The following is an 18,049-nucleotide window of genomic DNA, read 5'->3' as shown; positions in this document are numbered from 1 at the left end:
CCTGTAGTATCCGCGCAACAGGTCGCATTTTGTCCGCGGTCGCTTTGCCCCTGATAGCCAAGTTACTGATGCCTTAACGAAACGGCAACGCGTTGCGGAAAGACGGGAGTTCGAGGCTCGGATTGCTATTGAAGCCTTGATGTTTGCCTTGTCAACCTGAGATTTTCGATATCCTGTCGACATAGGAGGTGCTGAGTGAAGAAGATGCAGACCGTGTTAGCGGTGCTGTCGGTCGCCATCGGCGTAGCTGCTTTTGGTGCTGTTGTTGGCGTTAGGGAGTGGCAGCAACAGCAACTCCACGACCTCGCTGTCGAGTTCGCGCCCAATGTCTTGGTCGTTCGCTTTGCGCCTCAACCAGGTTTCGTCTTGGAGCGTGGCCAGGATTACGGCATTACTTACGAAGAGGCGATGTCACTCGCCGATTTGCCGGGTGTTGAGCGTGTGGCGTATATAGGTGGGAGCTCGACGCAGTTGGGTAACAACGTTCGGGTCACGCTTGTCCCGGTAACCGAGCAACTCTTCGAGGTGTTGGGGCTAAACCTTGCCGCGGGGCGGCCGCTCGAGGAACGCGACGCTGTCATCGGCTTGCCCGTCACCGTGCTCGGTTCCGTAATCGCTACAGAACTCTTCGGTAGTGCCAAGGACGCAGTAGGAGAACTGGTTGACGCTGGCGGGGGATCGATGTTTCGTATAGTCGGTGTGCTCGAGCCGATCCCTGATCAGGTAGGAGAGTTCCAGCGCTTGGACGTGGCCGCATTGCACCCATTCTCCTCGGCACTCTCTACGTTCGGTGAGGACTTCAGGCCGGCCGATTCGCAGGCCTACGTCAGCTTCGAGCCAGGCCAGCAGGCCGTAGCCGCTCGGAGCGTACGCGAGGCAGTCGCGCGTCTACCCATAGCGCGGGCGACCGAAGTCGTGGCCTCCGACGTTTGGCTCGGTAGCCAGGCGGTGTTCCGTAACGAAGTGGCTGACGAGCTTGGTCGTGGTTCAGCCTGGATCGTAATTCTCGCCCTAATCGCGACAGTCGGAAGTTTGGCGAACGCACTAGGTCTAAGAGCTGTCGATAGAGCGAAGTCACTTGCCGTGAGCAGGGCGATCGGAGCTACTGCCGTCAGAGCGGCCGCGCGCGTAGTGATTGACGGTCTAATCGTAGGTGGTGCCGGCACTGCCGTGGGCGTGGCACTGTTGCCTCTGGCGGTACGTTTTGTGGGCTCAGGTGTTGATGGTGTGACAGTCACGGGCGCCGCGGTAGTATACGCGGGAGGTTGCGGGGTGCTCATCTCTCTCGTGGCCGCTTTAGTTCCTGCATTGTGGACGTTGAAGATGCCGATCTACAAGGCGTTGCGTGAGCAGCTGTCGCCGCCAGTCTGGGACGGTATCGCGCTTACGGGGATGGCTGCGGGAGCCCTTGCTCTCGTAGTGGCCTCAGCCATCGGTGTTGGTACTCTCGACTGGTTTCAGAACCGCCTAAGTGAGATTGGTGGTGACAGGCTTGTAGTCAGCACCGCGATTCTCGGCGCACGAACGTCCGTCTACCCCCCGCCCCCTTTGGATTCCATTGACGCGAGGGCCATAGCTTCTCTGCCTGGGGTAGCCGGGTTCGCCGCTTCCACCGCGGAAGGTGTCTCTTTGGTCACCCCACTTGCCGGCGGTGAAGGAACTTCGCCTGTGGTGGCTTACAACGTGGATCGCGCCTTCTTCGATATCTTCCCACGGCCGCTACTCGTTGGCCGAGTGCCTGAGGAGCCAACCGAGGTGATCATCGGCCCTGATATAGCTGAACTGGCGTTTCCCGGTGTTGCTATCGCCGATGTGGTTGGTCAGAATCTCCAGCTTGGAAGTGCCGGGGGCTTCGGAGAAGCGTCCAGCCGCGGCGAGGCCGAAGTGGTAGGGATATACGCGAGTCAACCGGTTGTCTCCATAGGTGACCTGTACGACTCGGTCATTGTGAGGCTGCGCGATCAGGAAATGCCCATTGGTGGTTCACTCGTGACCGACTTCCATGTGGTCGTTGAGGCGAGGACGGACCATAGCCAAGTGATAGCGACAATCGCCCAGGTGATTGACGAGCGTCACGGAGCTGCGTACGCGCCTGCGGTTGTACACGAACCGGCGGGCGACCTTAGCATGGCTCGCTCAACTATGGCGAATGTGGCGACAGCGTGGCGTGCAATCGCATGGCTTTCATTCGTCATAGGTGGCGTAGGACTAGCCACAATCGTTTCTGTTCGGTTGCTCCGGAGCAGGCCTGAGCATGCCCTTAAGCGTGCGCTCGGAGCTCCTATTGCACGCATTGCTGCCGACTCTATCGTGGCTGCACTACGGATCTCCTCGGCAGCGGCTGTTGTAGGAGTTGTTGTCGCGCTTGGAGTGAGTTACTGGGTAGCGACGTTGGCGCCCTGGGAGTTCACGATTCCAATCTTGCCCACGCTGTTAGCGTTTCTCGTTGCGCTTGGCGTCGGCCTAGTCGCCGTCATCTTTCCAATTGTGGCGCTGAGTCGCTTTAGCCCTTGGAGCGTGTTGCGAAGTGAGTGACAATCGTGAAAACTGTTGCGAGGCATAGAAGGTTATGCTGAAGGGCAGCTCAGGTCACAAAAGCATGGTGTTGTCCGAAGTATTTTGCTAGAGTCTTGACTTAAGCAAAGCATTGCCCGAGAGCTTTGGGTGCGCCATCCCCCTTCGTCGTGATCTCCGATTGCTCCGGCGATTGGGGGTAGTGGTGAATAGATTGTGGCTCTTAGTTCTAGCCCTGATGTTCATCGGCGGCTTTGCATTTATCATCTACACGTTCGGCAGGGACCAGGGTTCTACTCCTATTAAAGAAGTAAGTAGTGAGGTACAGGCTTCAGGCGATTGTGAAACGTGTGGCGCAGGAGACGACACTAATCGTGCGGGTCGAGGAAGAATTCTTGGAGAGGTCGTGGAGGCTCCACTCTCAGGGCCATTTGTAGCCGTCGCTTATCGAGAAGATTGTACTTACTGTGTAGTGCCTATTGCTATCGCTGCTAGGACCCTCTCGGATGTCCAACAAGCCTGCACGGATGGACTGCACGTTTCCCTGATTGTCATTCCAGCAAACCAAACCCAACTCGAATCTGCACAGGCTCTAACGACTGTCCTCGCGGATAGCGATCCAGAGACGTCCATCGTCGTTGCAGAGGAAACACTTGGAGAATGGCTAGCTACTCTAGCTACCAGCTTGGCTCCTGCTGTGCTAGCTGTAGATAGTTCTAATATGGTTGTAGGCGGCTGGTTAGGATTTGACCCAGGCCACGGTAACGACTTATCAGCTGCAATTGAAATCGCAGCAGGGTGTTCGCAAACATCTAGTGCAACGTCCACTTCCGTCCCATCCGCGTTAACAGCTGTACTCGCTGGCGACGTGGTGCCAGCGTGGATTCTCGACGAAACAGGAATCGGAGCGAACTTACCAGCCACGCTAGTATTCACTGATGCTACCTGCACACTATGTCAGCTGATGGAGCCGAAGTTAGTTTCTGAAGCCCTTCCCGAGATCTCAGATGCGCTGACTACTATAGTCGTGGACTCGACCGCCAGCTTGGAGCACATACAAGTTCGAACGCGGACCCTTGAGGAGCTGGCGGAGTCGAGCCCCATTGGAGCGCTGGTCCCCATTAGTTGGACACCTTCTTAGGTTGAGCCTGTAGGCTCGTGAGAGAGGTGTTGTTGTGTCGAGGAAGCGTCGGAATCATAGTCCTGCGTTCAAGGCGAAGGTGGCGTTGGAGGCGGCGCGTGAGGAGCGCACCACGGCTGAGATCGCCCGCGAGTACGGCGTGCACGCTAATCAGGTGAGTGCCTGGAAGCGGCAGTTGCTGGATGGCGCCGTGGCCGTGTTCGAGAGCCCGGCTGACAGTCGGCTGGATGGTGAGGCGGTCATCAAGGATTTGCATGCGAAGATCGGGGAGTTGACGGTGGAGCGCGATTTTTTGTCCAGAGCGTTGAAGCGCTGACCCCCAGCGAGCGYAAGGGCCTGATTGGGCCGCGGCCGGAGCTGAGCGTCAAGCGGCAGTGCGAGCTGCTGCGGGTGCCGCGCTCCACGGCCTACTACCGGGCCGYAGAGGGCGTCGACGGCGACGAGTTGGTGCTGATGCACTTGATCGATAAGATTCACGTTCAGCATCCGTTCAAGGGTTCGCGGCGCATCACGAMGGACCTGCAGAAGTTGCATGGCCGGCGGGTGAGCCGTAAGCGTGTGCGGCGCCTGATGCTGAAGATGGGTATCASSGCCATCTACCCGAAGCCGCGCACCACGAAGGCCGGTCGSGGGCCGGGGCACAAGGTGTTCCCGTACCTGYTGAGGGGGGTTGACATCAGCGCCGCTAATGCCGTTTGGGCGGCCGATATRACCTACATCCCCATGGCTAGGGGCTTCTGCTACCTGGTGGCGATCATGGACGTTCATAGCCGCCGCATCCTCGCCTGGCGGCTATCCAACACGCTGGACTCCCGTTTCTGCGTCGAGGCTCTCGAGGAGGCCCTGGTGCACTTCGGAAGACCGACCATTTTCAACACGGATCAAGGCGCTCAGTTCACTGCCAATGCCTTCACCAGCGCGTTGCAGGCGGCTGGCGTGCAGATCAGCATGGATGGTCGCGGCGCCTGGAGGGACAACGTCTTCATCGAGCGTTTCTGGTGGACGTTGAAGCACGAGGAGGTCTACTTGCGGGCCTACGACAGCGTGTGGGAAGCCCGGCAATGCATCAGTAACTACCTGGACTACTACAACGCTGACAGGTTCCATTCGAGCCTGGAGGACCAAACCCCAGTCGAGGCTTACACCCGCTCGCTACCAGCAGCTAAGGCAACGCTACTGCTGCCGGGACCGAGCCAACCCCAAGCGCAGGTCATGAGCCTGTGCTAGAACTTAAGAACCAAGAGGAACTGTCCAACAGGCGGGGTCCACCGCTACCATCGTCGAGCTGAAAGCGGAGCGCCATAGGTTGCGGCAGAACATCGACGCAATCGACATCGAAGTCCAGCAGCATCAGGTTCAGCATCTCAAGACGGCTCTCGTAAGGAATCAACCGGTCGAGCGCCGCGAACCAGTACAGGCCCGGCAAGCCAACCTGGCCCTTATACGAAGGGATACTACGCACTGATTCGAAACCGATGAAGTCAAGTAAATGAGCGTCACTGACGGTGACGCCCTCGCGGCGCACGCCGCCAGCATCGACGATTGTGCAAGAAATCGCGGAACGTGGAGGTGAAGAAATGCTAGTCACGCTTTGAAGGTATCGTCGATCTTCAAAGGGAGCCGACTACAATATGACAATGCTGCAAACCGACGCCGTATTCGGGGATATTAATGCTGCGGCCAAGCCCGAAGGGCGCTGTGTTGTCGCAGCGGCTATCTGGAACAGGTTCTTGGGCTAACAGACCCACAGAAGGAAGAGTGGAGGGTCTCAGGTTCAACGGTCCAATTTCAAGCGCTGCACATAGACTGAGTAAGAGCCGAAGCGTAGAGGTGAGACAAATGACCATGGGATCCGCTTTTTGATTCCTCGATCCTGGGCCGTTTCATCCCCAAGGAGGACCACCCGCCCGATCAATTTATGACTATTCCATCCTTCAGTTGAACTATTCGGTGCGCTCGGCTGGCCACGTATGGATCGTGAGTGACTAATATGATCGTGACGCCGAGCTGGTTGGCGTTCTCGAATAACGAGAGAATCTCGTCCCGCGAATTGGAATCAAGATTGCCCGTCGGCTCGTCCGCGAGAATGAGCTTTGGCTCGGTTACAAGCGCACGAGCGATGGCGACACGCTGCTCCTGACCTCCCGAAAGCTCACGCGGAAGGTGGTCCGCATGTTCCAACATGCCGACCGAATCCAGCGCTGCAAAGGATCGGGCCTTTCGTTCCTGTGCAGTTGGGCCGGGCCGCCGCCTCGCGTATGACAAGGGCAAGGCCACGTTGCGCCAAGCACTGAGGTGTGAAATGAGATGGAATCCCTGGAATACGAACCCGATCACCTCGTTTCGCAGTGCGGAAGCGGCTCGGTCGCCTAGGCCGGAAGCATCCCGTCCTCCGATTCTATAGACGCCTGAGCTGGAGCGGTCTAGCAGGCCGAGCAGGCTTAACAAGGTGGACTTGCCCGAACCAGACGGACCGGTAATGGCTACGTACTCACCTTGGGTGATCGTGAGGTTGGCATCTCTTAGAGCCGTGATTTCGCGAGCGCCCTTTTTGTGAACGCGCGTCAGGCCCCGCGCAGAAAGAAGCGCCTCCTGAATGGCGGATTTTGTTGAGGGCTCGCTGAGCGTCGACACTACGGAATCCTTCCTAAAGTAGCCTGACCGGACCTATTAGTCACGAAGCCGTGCCATGCGCGCGAGTTCGGCGTGCAATTTATACTGGAGAGATTCACGCCAAAAACTCGACTAGAAGAACCCGTTCAAGGTCATCCACTGTTGAAGCGTTTGCACGCTTGTGGGGTTGCTAGGTGAGGCCGCGAAAAATGCCACAGCACGGCCCGTATCGTCGAATATCACTAAAGTCGAAGTCGGATGTGTAGAGAACCCGTATACCCAGTTTGGCAAGCTGTCGCTGAATGCAGGATCGACTTTCACTCCGAGACTCAATAAAGCAGCACGATGCTCGCCAGCCGGGACGATCTCCTCGAAATCTGCCGTTAAGGTCTCGCCCGCGGCCAAGAAGAGGGGTATAGAAACATCTGCCGCCTCGAGCACCATCTGGGCAGCCTCGGCTACCTGCGAAACCGAAACTGGTTGTGTATAGGCGTCAAGTAAGAGCACTGCGAACCAAGTCTCATCTACGCCGTAGGTTGCTACCACTTCAGCGGGGAGCCGATAGTCAGCGGAAAGGCCAGTATATTCACCATCGACGCACGCTTGTACAAAGCGACCCAGCGCAACCTCCGTAGGCCGAGATTCCCGCTGTGATCGAGCCCAGGCAAGAACATGCTGGTCATCGACGCAGAGCACCATTCGAACAGGGCTGAGAAACTCCATGCCCCTGACCATATTTCTCGTGGCCGCAATCTCTGCGAGAGCACCGTCACGGTCCCACCTAAGTGAAAAACCTTCAGGGTCAGCTAGCCAAGCCAAGCCAGATGCCACAAGCTCGTCGCCGGTTGTCGGGAAAAACGGTGCATCTCGACCCATCATCTGGCCCTCAGCCATTCTGTTCTCCGATGTACCCCATTGAGTCGCCACAAAAATCGACTCTGGGGCGCCGTATTTTACTAAGGTGCGAACGATTAGATCCGTTTGGTCTTTGAGCCTGCTAGCAGCATTAGCGTTTGCCGACGAAGCATAGCGGGAGTCGACAGACTGTATTTGCACCACCGTAGGGCCACCTGACGTCGGCATGGCATCAAGACTTCGCAAGGCTGTTTCAAGCGCTGAAAGCGCTTCGCCATCAGGGATGTTGCCCGCCTGGAGGTTTTCCAAGTTCGTGAAGATCGTAGGAGTTGCCTGAGCTCGCCCGGCATGGAAACACACGACAACGACTAATGCGCTCAAGATTGCCAGGTGTCGTACAACAAGACTCATATGCATGTTAAGTTTAAGGGGTCCCTCCAAGATATTTCATCGACTCGATGTGGACGTCAACCGAAGCGCCTCCGCAGCGCAACGATAGGCTCGACGTAACTACTAGTACAACCTTTTGACCCGCACCCGAGGGCAAAACAAATCGGTCAGGCCGTTCCTCACGCTAGCAAGTAAACGGTTGGCAAGGGCCAATTTCGCAGCGCCGTGGTGGAACGTAGTCATCGTCATAGAAGTCTACGCGTCCACCGATAGCAGGGGGAGGGTTCGGGTTCGTGCACGACCGGCATACGGGAATGACGCATGCTGCCGCAGCGAAGGATCCGATGGCGAACACCAAAGATGCGATGCCAAGTCTGTACATCCACGCTTTTCGCATGCTTGCCCATAGCCCGAACGCATTCTTTTTCATCCGATTCCACCACCCAACTCAGTACCTCGACAATTATGCCGTCAATGTCCTGCTATTTCGATGGCTAGTTAATCAAGGCTCCCTTCGAGGGGATTCGGCAGCCAAAGCTGCGGAGGCCGTAGTTATCCTCTGTAGATAGAGGTCTTCATCGTCAACAGAGCTGAAGACAATTCGATCACGAACCCTGCCGAAAGCATCGATGGTGATAGAAGACGGTACGACTCCTCCAACGAGCGCACTGACCAAGCTCCTCTTGTCATCGGTGTAGACAGTCACGGCCATATCAGTTGCGTTAATGGCAGGGGTAAAGGAGATGCTTTCGAACGATTGAGGGTCAATGAGCGAACCAAGCGGTGGACCCCGCCTGTTGGACAGTTCCTCTTGGTTCTTAAGTTCTAGCACAGGCTCATGACCTGCGCTTGGGGTTGGCTCGGTCCCGGCAGCAGTAGCGTTGCCTTAGCTGCTGGTAGCGAGCGGGTGTAAGCCTCGACTGGGGTTTGGTCCTCCAGGCTCGAATGGAACCTGTCAGCGTTGTAGTAGTCCAGGTAGTTACTGATGCATTGCCGGGCTTCCCACACGCTGTCGTAGGCCCGCAAGTAGACCTCCTCGTGCTTCAACGTCCACCAGAAACGCTCGATGAAGACGTTGTCCCTCCAGGCGCCGCGACCATCCATGCTGATCTGCACGCCAGCCGCCTGCAACGCGCTGGTGAAGGCATTGGCAGTGAACTGAGCGCCTTGATCCGTGTTGAAAATGGTCGGTCTTCCGAAGTGCACCAGGGCCTCCTCGAGAGCCTCGACGCAGAAACGGGAGTCCAGCGTGTTGGATAGCCGCCAGGCGAGGATGCGGCGGCTATGAACGTCCATGATCGCCACCAGGTAGCAGAAGCCCCTAGCCATGGGGATGTAGGTYATATCGGCCGCCCAAACGGCATTAGCGGCGCTGATGTCAACCCCCCTCARCAGGTACGGGAACACCTTGTGCCCCGGCCCSCGACCGGCCTTCGTGGTGCGCGGCTTCGGGTAGATGGCSSTGATACCCATCTTCAGCATCAGGCGCCGCACACGCTTACGGCTCACCCGCCGGCCATGCAACTTCTGCAGGTCCKTCGTGATGCGCCGCGAACCCTTGAACGGATGCTGAACGTGAATCTTATCGATCAAGTGCATCAGCACCAACTCGTCGCCGTCGACGCCCTCTRCGGCCCGGTAGTAGGCCGTGGAGCGCGGCACCCGCAGCAGCTCGCACTGCCGCTTGACGCTCAGCTCCGGCCGCGGCCCAATCAGGCCCTTRCGCTCGCTGGGGGTCAGCGCTTCAACGCTCTGGACAAAAAATCGCGCTCCACCGTCAACTCCCCGATCTTCGCATGCAAATCCTTGATGACCGCCTCACCATCCAGCCGACTGTCAGCCGGGCTCTCGAACACGGCCACGGCGCCATCCAGCAACTGCCGCTTCCAGGCACTCACCTGATTAGCGTGCACGCCGTACTCGCGGGCGATCTCAGCCGTGGTGCGCTCCTCACGCGCCGCCTCCAACGCCACCTTCGCCTTGAACGCAGGACTATGATTCCGACGCTTCCTCGACACAACAACACCTCTCTCACGAGCCTACAGGCTCAACCTAAGAAGGTGTCCAACTAATGGGGACCAGCGCTAGGCCCTTGCGCCGAAGGATATCTCGTGCCGACGCGCTCAGCTTGATCCGTGGTAATTTGCCTACGCGACCGATGATGGTAGCTAGGGTTCCGCCGCACCGCGGGTCTGGTCCAAGCGCTACGTAACCCCAAGTAGGGCAGCATCTTAAAGGACAAAATCCTCGAGGAGACAGGTCGGCACGCCGGAGCGGTGTGCCCTTACGTCTTCGGAGGTCCATTGTGTCGTCGTCCCGCGCTCGCGCCGTTCTGCAGGCCCTGTTCGTTACGTTCCTCTGGTCCACGTCTTGGGTGCTGATAAAGTTCGGCCTTGACGAGATCCCGGCCCTCACCTTCGCGGGTCTGCGCTATGCCCTCGCGTTTCTGCTGCTCTTGCCGCTCCTGGGTCGCCGGGATGTGCGCCTGTCGATCGCGCGTTTGTCGCGACGCGAGTGGCTGCTCTTGGTGGCACTCGGGGTCGTCATGTATACCCTGACGCAGGGCGCGCAGTTCCTGGCCCTCGACCGTCTGCCGGCGCAGACTACGAGCCTCGTCCTCAGTTTTTCGCCCGTGGTGGTGGCGTTCCTTGGCGTGGCCCTGCTCGCCGAGCGCCCAGCACCGGCACAGGGCGTGGGGGTGCTGCTGTTCGTGGTGGGGGCCGTCACCTTCCTCTACCCCGCGTCGTTCCCGCAGAGTCAGGTGATCGGCGTGATGATCGCCGTAGCCGGACTCTTCGCTAACGCCGGAGCCGCCGTCTTGGGGCGTTACGTCAACCGGGCGGCGACGTTGCCGGCTGCCGTGGTGACCATCATCAGCATGGGCGTCGGCTCGGCGCTGCTACTTGGCGCCGGGGTTGGCACACAGGGTTTGCCGGACCTGACGCTGCGTGGCTGGGCGATCGTGGCGTGGCTGGCGGCGGTGAACACCGCGTTCGCGTTCACGCTTTGGAACGTCACGCTGCGGAAGCTCTCAGCGATGGAGTCCAGCATCATCAACAACACGATGCTCATCCAGATCGCCATTCTTGCCTGGGTCTTCCTGGGTGAAGGCTTGGGTCTGCGCCAGATGCTGGGCCTCGTTCTCGCAGCGGCCGGCACGTTGGTCGTGCAGCTCGGCGGAGGGTACGCAGCGAGGCGGGAGGAGAGTCGATTGGGGCTACGGGATTGATCCGAGCGGTCTGCCTGGCCAGGTTCATACTGCCCTCCGGCTCCGGTATTGGGCCTGCAGTATGAGAGTGGACTGGCTCGTGTAGGTCAAAGGCACTCGCCTGGAGGATCCTCTGGTCGGCGAAGCGAACCAGGGAGGTCGGGTGGGTCCGCAAGAACCGGTGTCACCCCGGCGTGGTGGTCCCCAGGGATCAGCGCCGTCCCGTGCCACCGCAGCTATCATGGAATCAATCCAAGGCGCACTGGTTGCAGATTGCCCGTGCGGGCGCGTGCCGCGAAGTCACGCAGGAAGGGCATTCAACGATGAGGTCAGTCAACCCGTACCTGAACTTCACCGGCAACGCCCGGGAGGCGTTCGAGTTCTACCGGAGCGTGTTCGGTGGCGAGTTCGCTTACCTCTCGACCATCCGCGACGGCGGCGGCAACACGGCGGGCATCCCGGAGGCGGAGCTGGACTGGGTACGGCACGTGTCGCTCCCGCTCACCGACAGCGTCGCTCTCATGGGAAGCGACGTTCCCAGCACCATGGCGCAAGGGTTCACCGTGGGCAGTAACAGCTACCTCTCCATCGAGACCGATGACACCTCGGAAGCGAAGCGCCTTTACGACGCTTTGGTCGAAGGTGGCAGCGTGGAGGTGCCGCTTAAGGAGACGGACTTCGCTGAGGCGTACGCCAGCCTGGTCGACAAGTTTGGGATCCGCTGGCTTCTCATCTATGAAGGCCGCAAGCGGAAGGAGAGCCCGGCCTAGGCGCTCCCCCTTCAGAAGCCGAGGTACGCCCGCTGTACTTCCGGGTCGTGTAACAGCTCCGCCGCAGATCCTTGCAACACCACCTGGCCCTGAGCCAGCACGTAGGCGCGGTCGGCGATGGACAGCGCGCTATGCACGTCCTGCTCGGCCATGAAGACGGTTACCCCCTGCTCGCGGATGGTGGTGAGGATGTCGAGCAGCCTCTCGACGATTACGGGCGCCAGGCCCAAGCTCATCTCATCTACCAGGAGCAGCTTCGGGGCGGCCATCAGGCCGCGGGCCAGGGCGCACATCTGCTGTTCGCCGCCGGACATGCTGCCTGCCAGTTGCTTCCGGCGGTCCTTCAGGATAGGGAACAGCTCGTACACGCGGGCCAAGTCGGCCTGGACGGTGGGGCCGCCTTCGCGCCGGTAGGCGCCCATGAGCAAGTTGTCCTCGACGCTCATGCGATCGAAGAGTTGCCGCCCTTCCGGCACCTGGACCAGTCCTGAGGCGAAGACCGCGTCGGGCGTCGCCGGGAGCGGCCGGCCGGCGAACTCGATGCGCCCGCTGCTGGGTATCAAGCGCGAAAGCGACCTCAGCAGAGTGGTCTTGCCGACGCCGTTGCTGCCCACCAGCGCTACGATCTCGCCGGGTTGGATGTCGAACGATATCCCCTTGAGGACCTCGGCCTCGCCGTACCGGGCCCGAAGCTCCGCCACGGCGAGTAATACGCTCATCCTCGCCTCCGGCCCAGGTACGCCTCGATGACTTTGGGGTCTCGCAACACGTCCTCGGGCGCGCCTTCGGCGATCTTCGCTCCATACTGCAACACGAGGATCTTGTCGGAGAGGCTGCGGATGGCCTTGACCACGTGCTCGATGATGAGGAGGGTGGTGCCCGAGTCGCGGATCTTGCGCACCAGGTCGATTACCTCTTCGATCTCGACCTGGTTGAGCCCGGCCATCACCTCGTCGAGCAGCAGCAGCCTGGGCTTCATGGCGAGAGCCTTGGCCAGCTCGAGCCGTTTTCGCTCCGGCCCACCCAAGTCTTCGGCCTGGCTGGACGCTTTGGCGCCGAGACCGACGAAATCGAGCCAATGTCGGGCTTCCTCTCTGGCCCTGCCCATGTTCCGCTCGCCGCTCGCTCCGAAGAGCGCGCCCACGGTGACGTTGTCGAGCACGCTCAGGTCCGGGAACGGTTTCATGATCTGGAAGGTGCGGCCGATGCCGAGGCGGGCGCGCTGGTACGCGGGCTGCCTGTGCAGCGACCGGCCCGCGAAGCGCACGTGGCCGCTGGTCGGTTGCAGGGTGCCGCTGACGACGCTGATCAGCGTGGTCTTGCCGGCGCCGTTGGGGCCGATGAGCCCCAATATCTCGCCTGGGTACAGCTTGAAGCTGACGTCGTTCAACGCCACGAGTCCTTGGAAGCGCTTCGTGAGGCGTTCGACCTCGAGCAGCGCCGTGGGCTCAGCCTCGGGTCGGTTCGAGGATGCGGTGAAAGGTACGCCCGCCGACCCGCCCACCGCTGCGCTCGCCGATCCTGCCGTCGAGGCGTTCGCAGGGGTGCCTGCACGTCCCGTTGCCGGCGCGCCCGCCGCTGCGGCGTCTCCGCGGCCCGGACCTCTGCGTTCGTCAGGTCTCATACCCGGTTGTCCCGGATGTTGTCGCTGAACACGCGCCAGCCACGGCGCCGGAACTTGCCGATCACGTTCATGAGACCGCGGGGCATCAACGTCACCGCCACGACGATGACCAGGCCGAAGAACAGGCTGGCAACGCCGCTGACCTTGCTTGACAAGACCTCGGAGATTCCTGAGAGGAGGAAGGTGCCGATGATGGGCCCGAAGACCGTGCCGGGCCCGCCGAAGACGGCCATGATGATCAGCTTCACGTCGAGGAGGAGGTCGAAAGCGCTGTGCGGATCGATGAAAGTAATCCAGTAGGCGTGGATTCCACCCGCCAACGCGGAGAAGACGCCCGCCAGGGCGAAGGCGCCGATCTTGTACCGGGTGGTGTTGATGCCCATGACCGCGGCGGCGTCCTCGTTCTCGCGGATGGCTATTAGACCGAGCCCGAAGCGGCTGCGTGAGATCCAGTAAACGCAGGCGGTGGCCAGCACTATCAGCCCCAGCGCCAGTTCGTAGAACATCACGTCGCCGCGTATGAGCGGCAGGATCAGGCCGCTGTTGCGCCCGGCGATGTCGAGGTTGGAGATGACGGCGGCCATGGCCTGCGAGATGGCCAGGGTGGCGATGGCGAAGTAGTGGCCCCGGAGCCGCAGCACCGGGATCCCGAGCAGTACCGCGAACACGACCGCGACGGTCGCGCCGATAGCCAGTCCCACGGCGAAGGGCAGGTGCCACTGCACCATGGCCACGGCCGTTCCGTAGGTGCCCAGGCCGTAGAAGACGGAGTTGCCGAAGGAAGCGTAGCCGGTGAAACCGCCGAGGATGTTCCAGCCCTGCGCCAGAGTGGCCAGCAGCAGCGTGGTGATGCCGAACTGGATCATCACGGCCGACAGCGTGAAGGGCACGATGGCCAGAAGGCCCGTTACGACGACGATGGCGAGGAAGGGGAGTGCCTTCACGCCGTTCTCCCGAGGATGCCCTTCGGCCGCAGGATCAACACCAGTACCAACATGCCGAAGCTGATCACGTTGTCGAAGGTGGGGCCGATGTAAAGCGTTCCCAGGGCCTCTGCCAACCCCAGCACGAGGCCACCGACGAGCACGCCGAGCGGGTTGTCGAGCCCGCCGATGAGGGCGATCACGAACGACTTGGCGGTGAGTTCGGCCCCGATGTAGGGAGTGATCTGCGAGACCATGCCGTACAGCCCGCCTGCCGCGCCGGCCAACGCTGCCCCGAGCGCGAAGGTCAGCGCGTATAGCGACCTGGGCGCTACGCCGTAGAGCCGTGCCGCGTCGAGGTTCTGGGAGGTGGCGCGGATGGCGCGCCCGGTCCGCGAGCGGGTCAGGAAGATGGCCAGCAAGGCGGTGAGCGCTGCCGCCAGGGCAAACGCCAGGAGGCGCAAGAGCGGGATGGTGACGCTGCCGATATTGAAGTGCGCACCTGCGTAGCTCGGGTTGATGGTGCGGAAGTCGGCGCTGAACAGGAGTTGCGCGAGATAGGTGAGCACGACGTCGAGCCCGAAGGTGATGAGGAGCGTGTTGAACATCGGCGCCCGCACGATGAGGTTGAGCAGGTACCGCTGCAGGCCGTAACCGATCACGAAGAGCGCGGCCATCGTCAGCGGCAGGGTGAGGAAGGGGTCGATGCCGGTAGCGGTGAAGAGGTAGTAGCTGAAGTAGCCGCCCAGCATGATCAGCGCGCCGTGCGCTAAGTTCACTATGTTCAGAACGCCCCAGACCAGCGCCAGACCAAGCGCCATCAGGGCGTACAGCCCGCCGAGCAGCACGCCGTTCGCGAGGACCTGCAGCAGCAGCTCTATGGCTGGGCCCCGTTCACGAGAACGCGACCGTCGGCGCCGTCCCACCCAACCCCGCAAGGGGGTTGGATGGGAGGCGGACGGCGCGCTGCTAAGGTCATAGGCACTCCGAGGTCGTCGACGTGAAGGGGAGGGGTCGCCTAACCAGCTCTGTTGCTAACGGTCGCTCCAGCTCGGCATGGGGTAGTCGGGCTTGTTGGCGAAGTCGGTGGTGTAGATGGGCATCACCTTTCCGTCTTGCACCTGGACCACCGTCTGCCGCAGATCGATCTGGCCGTTGTCACGGAACGCCACGTGGCCGTACAGGCTGTCGAAGGAGACTTTGGCGATGGCGTCGCGCACCGCTTTCGGATCCAACGTACCCGCCGCCTCGATGGCCTTGACGAACGCTTCGACGGTGGCGACCCCGGACGCGGCGTGGTAGTCGGGCGCGTAATCGAACTTCGCTTGCCACGCCTTGTCGAACTGTTCGGCGTCACCGAAGTAGTCGTCCTTGAGGCTGGAGTTCGGAATCCAGGTGGTCATGCCGAAGGCGTAGTTGGCATCGGCGCCTAGCGCCTGCCTGAAGTCGGCTGTGGGCACGCCCACGGTGAAGGCGTACATCTTCGGGCTGACCCCCAAGCCCTTGGCCTGGCGGATGAAGTTGAGCGCTTCCGTCTCGTGACCGGCCATCAGGACGGCGTCAGGGTTCTTGTCCTTGATCTGCGAGAGGATGGAACTGAAGTCGGACGCGTCGGTGCTGTAACGAGAGTCGAGCACCAGGTCGAGCCCGGCGGCGCCGGCGAGCTTGCGGGTGCCGTCGGCGACGGAGACGTCGAAGGAATCGTCGGCGTACAGCAGCGCCACGGTCTTCGGTGCGGGGTCGAGCTTGCCCATCATGTCGATGGTGCTGGCGAAGTAGTCGCTGGCAGAAGCCAGCGTGCCGAAGATGTACTTGTAGCCGCGGCTGAAGATCTGATCCGACGCGCCGCCACCCTCGATCATCGGAATCTCGTACTTCTCGGCCACGGCAGAGTCGTCGATGGTGAAGTCGCTGGCGTAGGGGCCGAGCAGAAAGTTCACCTTGTCCTGCGTTATCAGCTGCGTGTACTGCCTGACGCTCAGGTTGGCGTCGGACTGGTTGTCATAGAGCTTCAGCGCCAACTGGTACTTCTGCCCACCGACGGTTACACCCCCGGCGGCGTTTATCTGGTCGATCGCGAAGTTGTAGGCGTCCTTGTAGTAGCGCCCCGTGTTGGCCAGGCTGCCGGTGAGCTGCACCGAGGCACCGAAGGTGATGGTGCCCTGCGCCGCCGCCGTCATGCTCATGCCGAGCGCGAGCAGCGCACCTATCACTAACCGCGAATAGCCGGATTTCATGGTGACCTCCGTTCTCACGCCGATGATAGGAGCGGCCCCGGGCGGGCCGCCGTGATTGCTACACGGCGCGGCTCGTTGGGTCCGACCTTCCGGGTCGGCGGCCCCTAACCGAGCGCGCCCGCTTCCGAGGCACTGCCGGCCTAGCCCGCGCCGGGATACGTGTTACGGGCCGTCGTGGTATGCAAGCAGCTGTGACCCCAAGCTTGTTGGGCAAGGCGGCGCTCGTGACGGGCGCTTCACGTGGCGTGGGCGCGGCCGTTGCCCATGGCCTGGCGCGCCGGGGCGCGGACGTGGCGCTCAACTTCCGCAGTAAGGCCGCCCGAGCCGAGGCGGTGGCCGAACTCGTTCGCGCCGCCGGCCGCCGGCCGCTACTTGCCCAGGCCGACATCACTTCACTCGAAGAGATGAGTCACATGATGGCGGAGGTCGAACGGGCTTTCGGGCGCCTCGACCTGTTGGTCCTCAACGCGTCCGGCGGACTCGAGCGAGGCAAGCCCCCCGATTACCCCATGCTGCTGAACCGCGACGCGCAGCTTCAGGCCGTCGAGCTCGCGTTGCCGCTCATGCCCTCTGGCGGACGGATCGTGTTCGTCACCAGCCACCTCGCCCACTTCCACAGCGACGAGCCCGTGCTGCCCGAGTACGAACCGGTCGCGGCCAGCAAGCGGGCGGGGGAGGTGGCCCTTAGGCAGCGCATCCAGCAACTCGAGGAGCGCGGTGTGAGCCTGGTGGTCGTCAGCGGCGACCTCATCGAGGGCACCATCACCCCGAAGCTGCTGCAACGCGCGCGTCCAGGCCTGATCGAGGAGCGCCGCGGTCAGGCGGGCGAGCTGCCGACCGTCGAGGAGTTTGCTGCCGCCATCGTCGATGCGGCCGGTGACGAGGGTCTGGAGTCAGGGGCCACGGTGTACGTCGGGAGCATCGACTGAAGCCTCGGGCAGTGGCGCGCTAACCGGCGAGCCGCTGCCACAAGCACTCGTAGATCAGCGCCTGCATGAGGGCCGCCTGCCGGTTCGTCGCCGCGCCGCCGCCGTCATTCCAGCTCGAAATCCACCGAAACGTAGTCTCGCTTGCGCTCGACAGCTAGCTCGATCTTCTGGCCGCCGTTGACGTAGTTCGCGCTGGCCGTTCCGACACCGTACTTGGCAGCGGTGCGGTACCAGCCTTGGGAGAGGAGCCCTTGGTCGTAGTACCTGAATACGCGCTCGTAGTCGCGCGTGGTGTGGCGGAACTCGACTTGCCATTCGATCGCCGTGATAGTGGCGTTGAAGAACGGAAAGTTGATGCCGCCGAACTCGTCGAACCTGAAGGCAGATCCGTCGCTGGCAGAGGCGTGGCCCTCGATCTCGAGGTCAACCCGGGTTCCGTGGTCTTCTGATTCCACCTCGAGGCTCGCCCGGAGCCCGGCCCAGGCGTAGCGCGCCTCGATCTTGTCGTCGTCGGACTCGTACGAGGTTCGGCTGAACCCGAGCCGCATCAGGGCTTGGTCGTAATGATCGTAAACGGCCGCAACGTCATCGAGGTCATACTCCAGTTCCAGTTCCCACTCGAGCTGCGACACGGGTACGTCGGGCATGAAGTAGATCCCGAAGTTCAAAGTGGAGTGGACGGTATCGGTCATGGGTGAGCGCTGGAGATGCCCGCTATCGGCGTGGTCCGACGCCAGCGTGCTGCCTGCGAGGCCCAGAACGAGCAGCGCCGAGGCACAGGCCGTGATCAGCCGTTTGAGCATGTTTTCCCTTTCATGCGGCCAGCAGGTTCGCGGGTCTGCCAT

At 61.3% G+C, this 18,049-nt stretch carries 13 protein-coding genes and 2 pseudogenes; 5 read left to right on the top strand and 10 right to left on the bottom strand.

The features are described 5' to 3' along the window. Positions 1–204: 204 nt before the first annotated feature. Together ROY82_08625 and ROY82_08620 are read left to right on the top strand one after the other, a co-directional pair. Positions 205–2,535, top strand: a complete 2,331-nt coding sequence (locus tag ROY82_08625) for an ABC transporter permease (protein MDT3682519.1) — start codon at positions 205–207, stop codon at positions 2,533–2,535. 1,154 nt (positions 2,536–3,689) lie between these two features. After that, positions 3,690–4,882 (top strand): annotated as a pseudogene (locus ROY82_08620) (IS3 family transposase). On the opposite strand, the gene ROY82_08615 reads toward ROY82_08620, so the two are convergent. The 4 genes and pseudogenes from ROY82_08615 to ROY82_08600 form a co-directional block, all read right to left on the bottom strand. After that, positions 4,866–5,243: a hypothetical protein gene (locus ROY82_08615; protein ID MDT3682518.1), complete on the bottom strand. Its 378-nt coding sequence runs from the start codon at positions 5,241–5,243 to the stop codon at positions 4,866–4,868. The pseudogene ROY82_08620 and the gene ROY82_08615 sit on opposite strands and share 17 nt — an antisense overlap. A gap of 323 nt (positions 5,244–5,566) precedes the next feature. Further along, positions 5,567–6,289, bottom strand: a complete 723-nt coding sequence (locus ROY82_08610; protein ID MDT3682517.1) for an ABC transporter ATP-binding protein — start codon at positions 6,287–6,289, stop codon at positions 5,567–5,569. 111 nt (positions 6,290–6,400) lie between these two features. Further along, the gene (locus ROY82_08605) at positions 6,401–7,432 is read right to left on the bottom strand and encodes a hypothetical protein (GenBank protein MDT3682516.1); all 1,032 of its coding nucleotides are present in this window, start codon (positions 7,430–7,432) and stop codon (positions 6,401–6,403) included. Positions 7,433–8,338: 906 nt separating this feature from the next. Then, positions 8,339–9,531, bottom strand: a pseudogene (locus ROY82_08600) (IS3 family transposase). Positions 9,532–9,818: 287 nt separating this feature from the next. On the opposite strand from ROY82_08600, the gene ROY82_08595 reads away from it, so the two are divergent. Next, positions 9,819–10,742, top strand: coding sequence for a DMT family transporter (locus tag ROY82_08595; GenBank protein ID MDT3682515.1), 924 nt, complete (start codon positions 9,819–9,821; stop codon positions 10,740–10,742). 302 nt (positions 10,743–11,044) lie between these two features. Then, positions 11,045–11,491: a VOC family protein gene (locus tag ROY82_08590; protein ID MDT3682514.1), complete on the top strand. Its 447-nt coding sequence runs from the start codon at positions 11,045–11,047 to the stop codon at positions 11,489–11,491. An 11-nt stretch (positions 11,492–11,502) separates the two neighbouring features. Here the strand turns inward: ROY82_08590 and ROY82_08585 are convergent, their stop codons facing one another. The 5 genes from ROY82_08585 to ROY82_08565 form a co-directional block, all read right to left on the bottom strand. After that, entirely contained in the window at positions 11,503–12,210 is a 708-nt protein-coding gene (locus ROY82_08585; protein ID MDT3682513.1) for an ABC transporter ATP-binding protein, read from the bottom strand. Next, positions 12,207–12,995 carry an ABC transporter ATP-binding protein gene (locus ROY82_08580; protein ID MDT3682512.1) on the bottom strand — a complete coding sequence of 263 codons (789 nt, stop codon included), beginning with the start codon at positions 12,993–12,995 and terminating at the stop codon, positions 12,207–12,209. The genes ROY82_08585 and ROY82_08580 overlap by 4 nt, the downstream gene beginning before the upstream one ends. Positions 12,996–13,111: 116 nt before the next feature. Further along, positions 13,112–14,059: a branched-chain amino acid ABC transporter permease gene (locus ROY82_08575; GenBank protein ID MDT3682511.1), complete on the bottom strand. Its 948-nt coding sequence runs from the start codon at positions 14,057–14,059 to the stop codon at positions 13,112–13,114. Beyond that, positions 14,056–14,964 carry a branched-chain amino acid ABC transporter permease gene (locus ROY82_08570; protein MDT3682510.1) on the bottom strand — a complete coding sequence of 303 codons (909 nt, stop codon included), beginning with the start codon at positions 14,962–14,964 and terminating at the stop codon, positions 14,056–14,058. The genes ROY82_08575 and ROY82_08570 overlap by 4 nt, the downstream gene beginning before the upstream one ends. Before the next feature lie 108 nt (positions 14,965–15,072). Then, positions 15,073–16,275: an amino acid ABC transporter substrate-binding protein gene (locus ROY82_08565; protein ID MDT3682509.1), complete on the bottom strand. Its 1,203-nt coding sequence runs from the start codon at positions 16,273–16,275 to the stop codon at positions 15,073–15,075. Positions 16,276–16,466: 191 nt separating this feature from the next. Here ROY82_08565 and ROY82_08560 point away from each other — a divergent pair, with 191 nt between their 5' ends. Further along, entirely contained in the window at positions 16,467–17,204 is a 738-nt protein-coding gene (locus ROY82_08560; GenBank protein MDT3682508.1) for an SDR family oxidoreductase, read from the top strand. 104 nt (positions 17,205–17,308) lie between these two features. On the opposite strand, the gene ROY82_08555 is transcribed toward ROY82_08560, so the two are convergent. Further along, positions 17,309–18,007, bottom strand: a complete 699-nt coding sequence (locus tag ROY82_08555) for a hypothetical protein (protein ID MDT3682507.1) — start codon at positions 18,005–18,007, stop codon at positions 17,309–17,311. Positions 18,008–18,049 lie beyond the last annotated feature (42 nt).

This window comes from Truepera sp. (genome assembly GCA_032027045.1).
Taxonomy (GTDB): Bacteria; Deinococcota; Deinococci; order Deinococcales; family Trueperaceae; genus JAAYYF01.
Note: the sequence above shows the minus strand (reverse complement) of the source record. Positions and strands in the feature narration are given on the sequence as shown.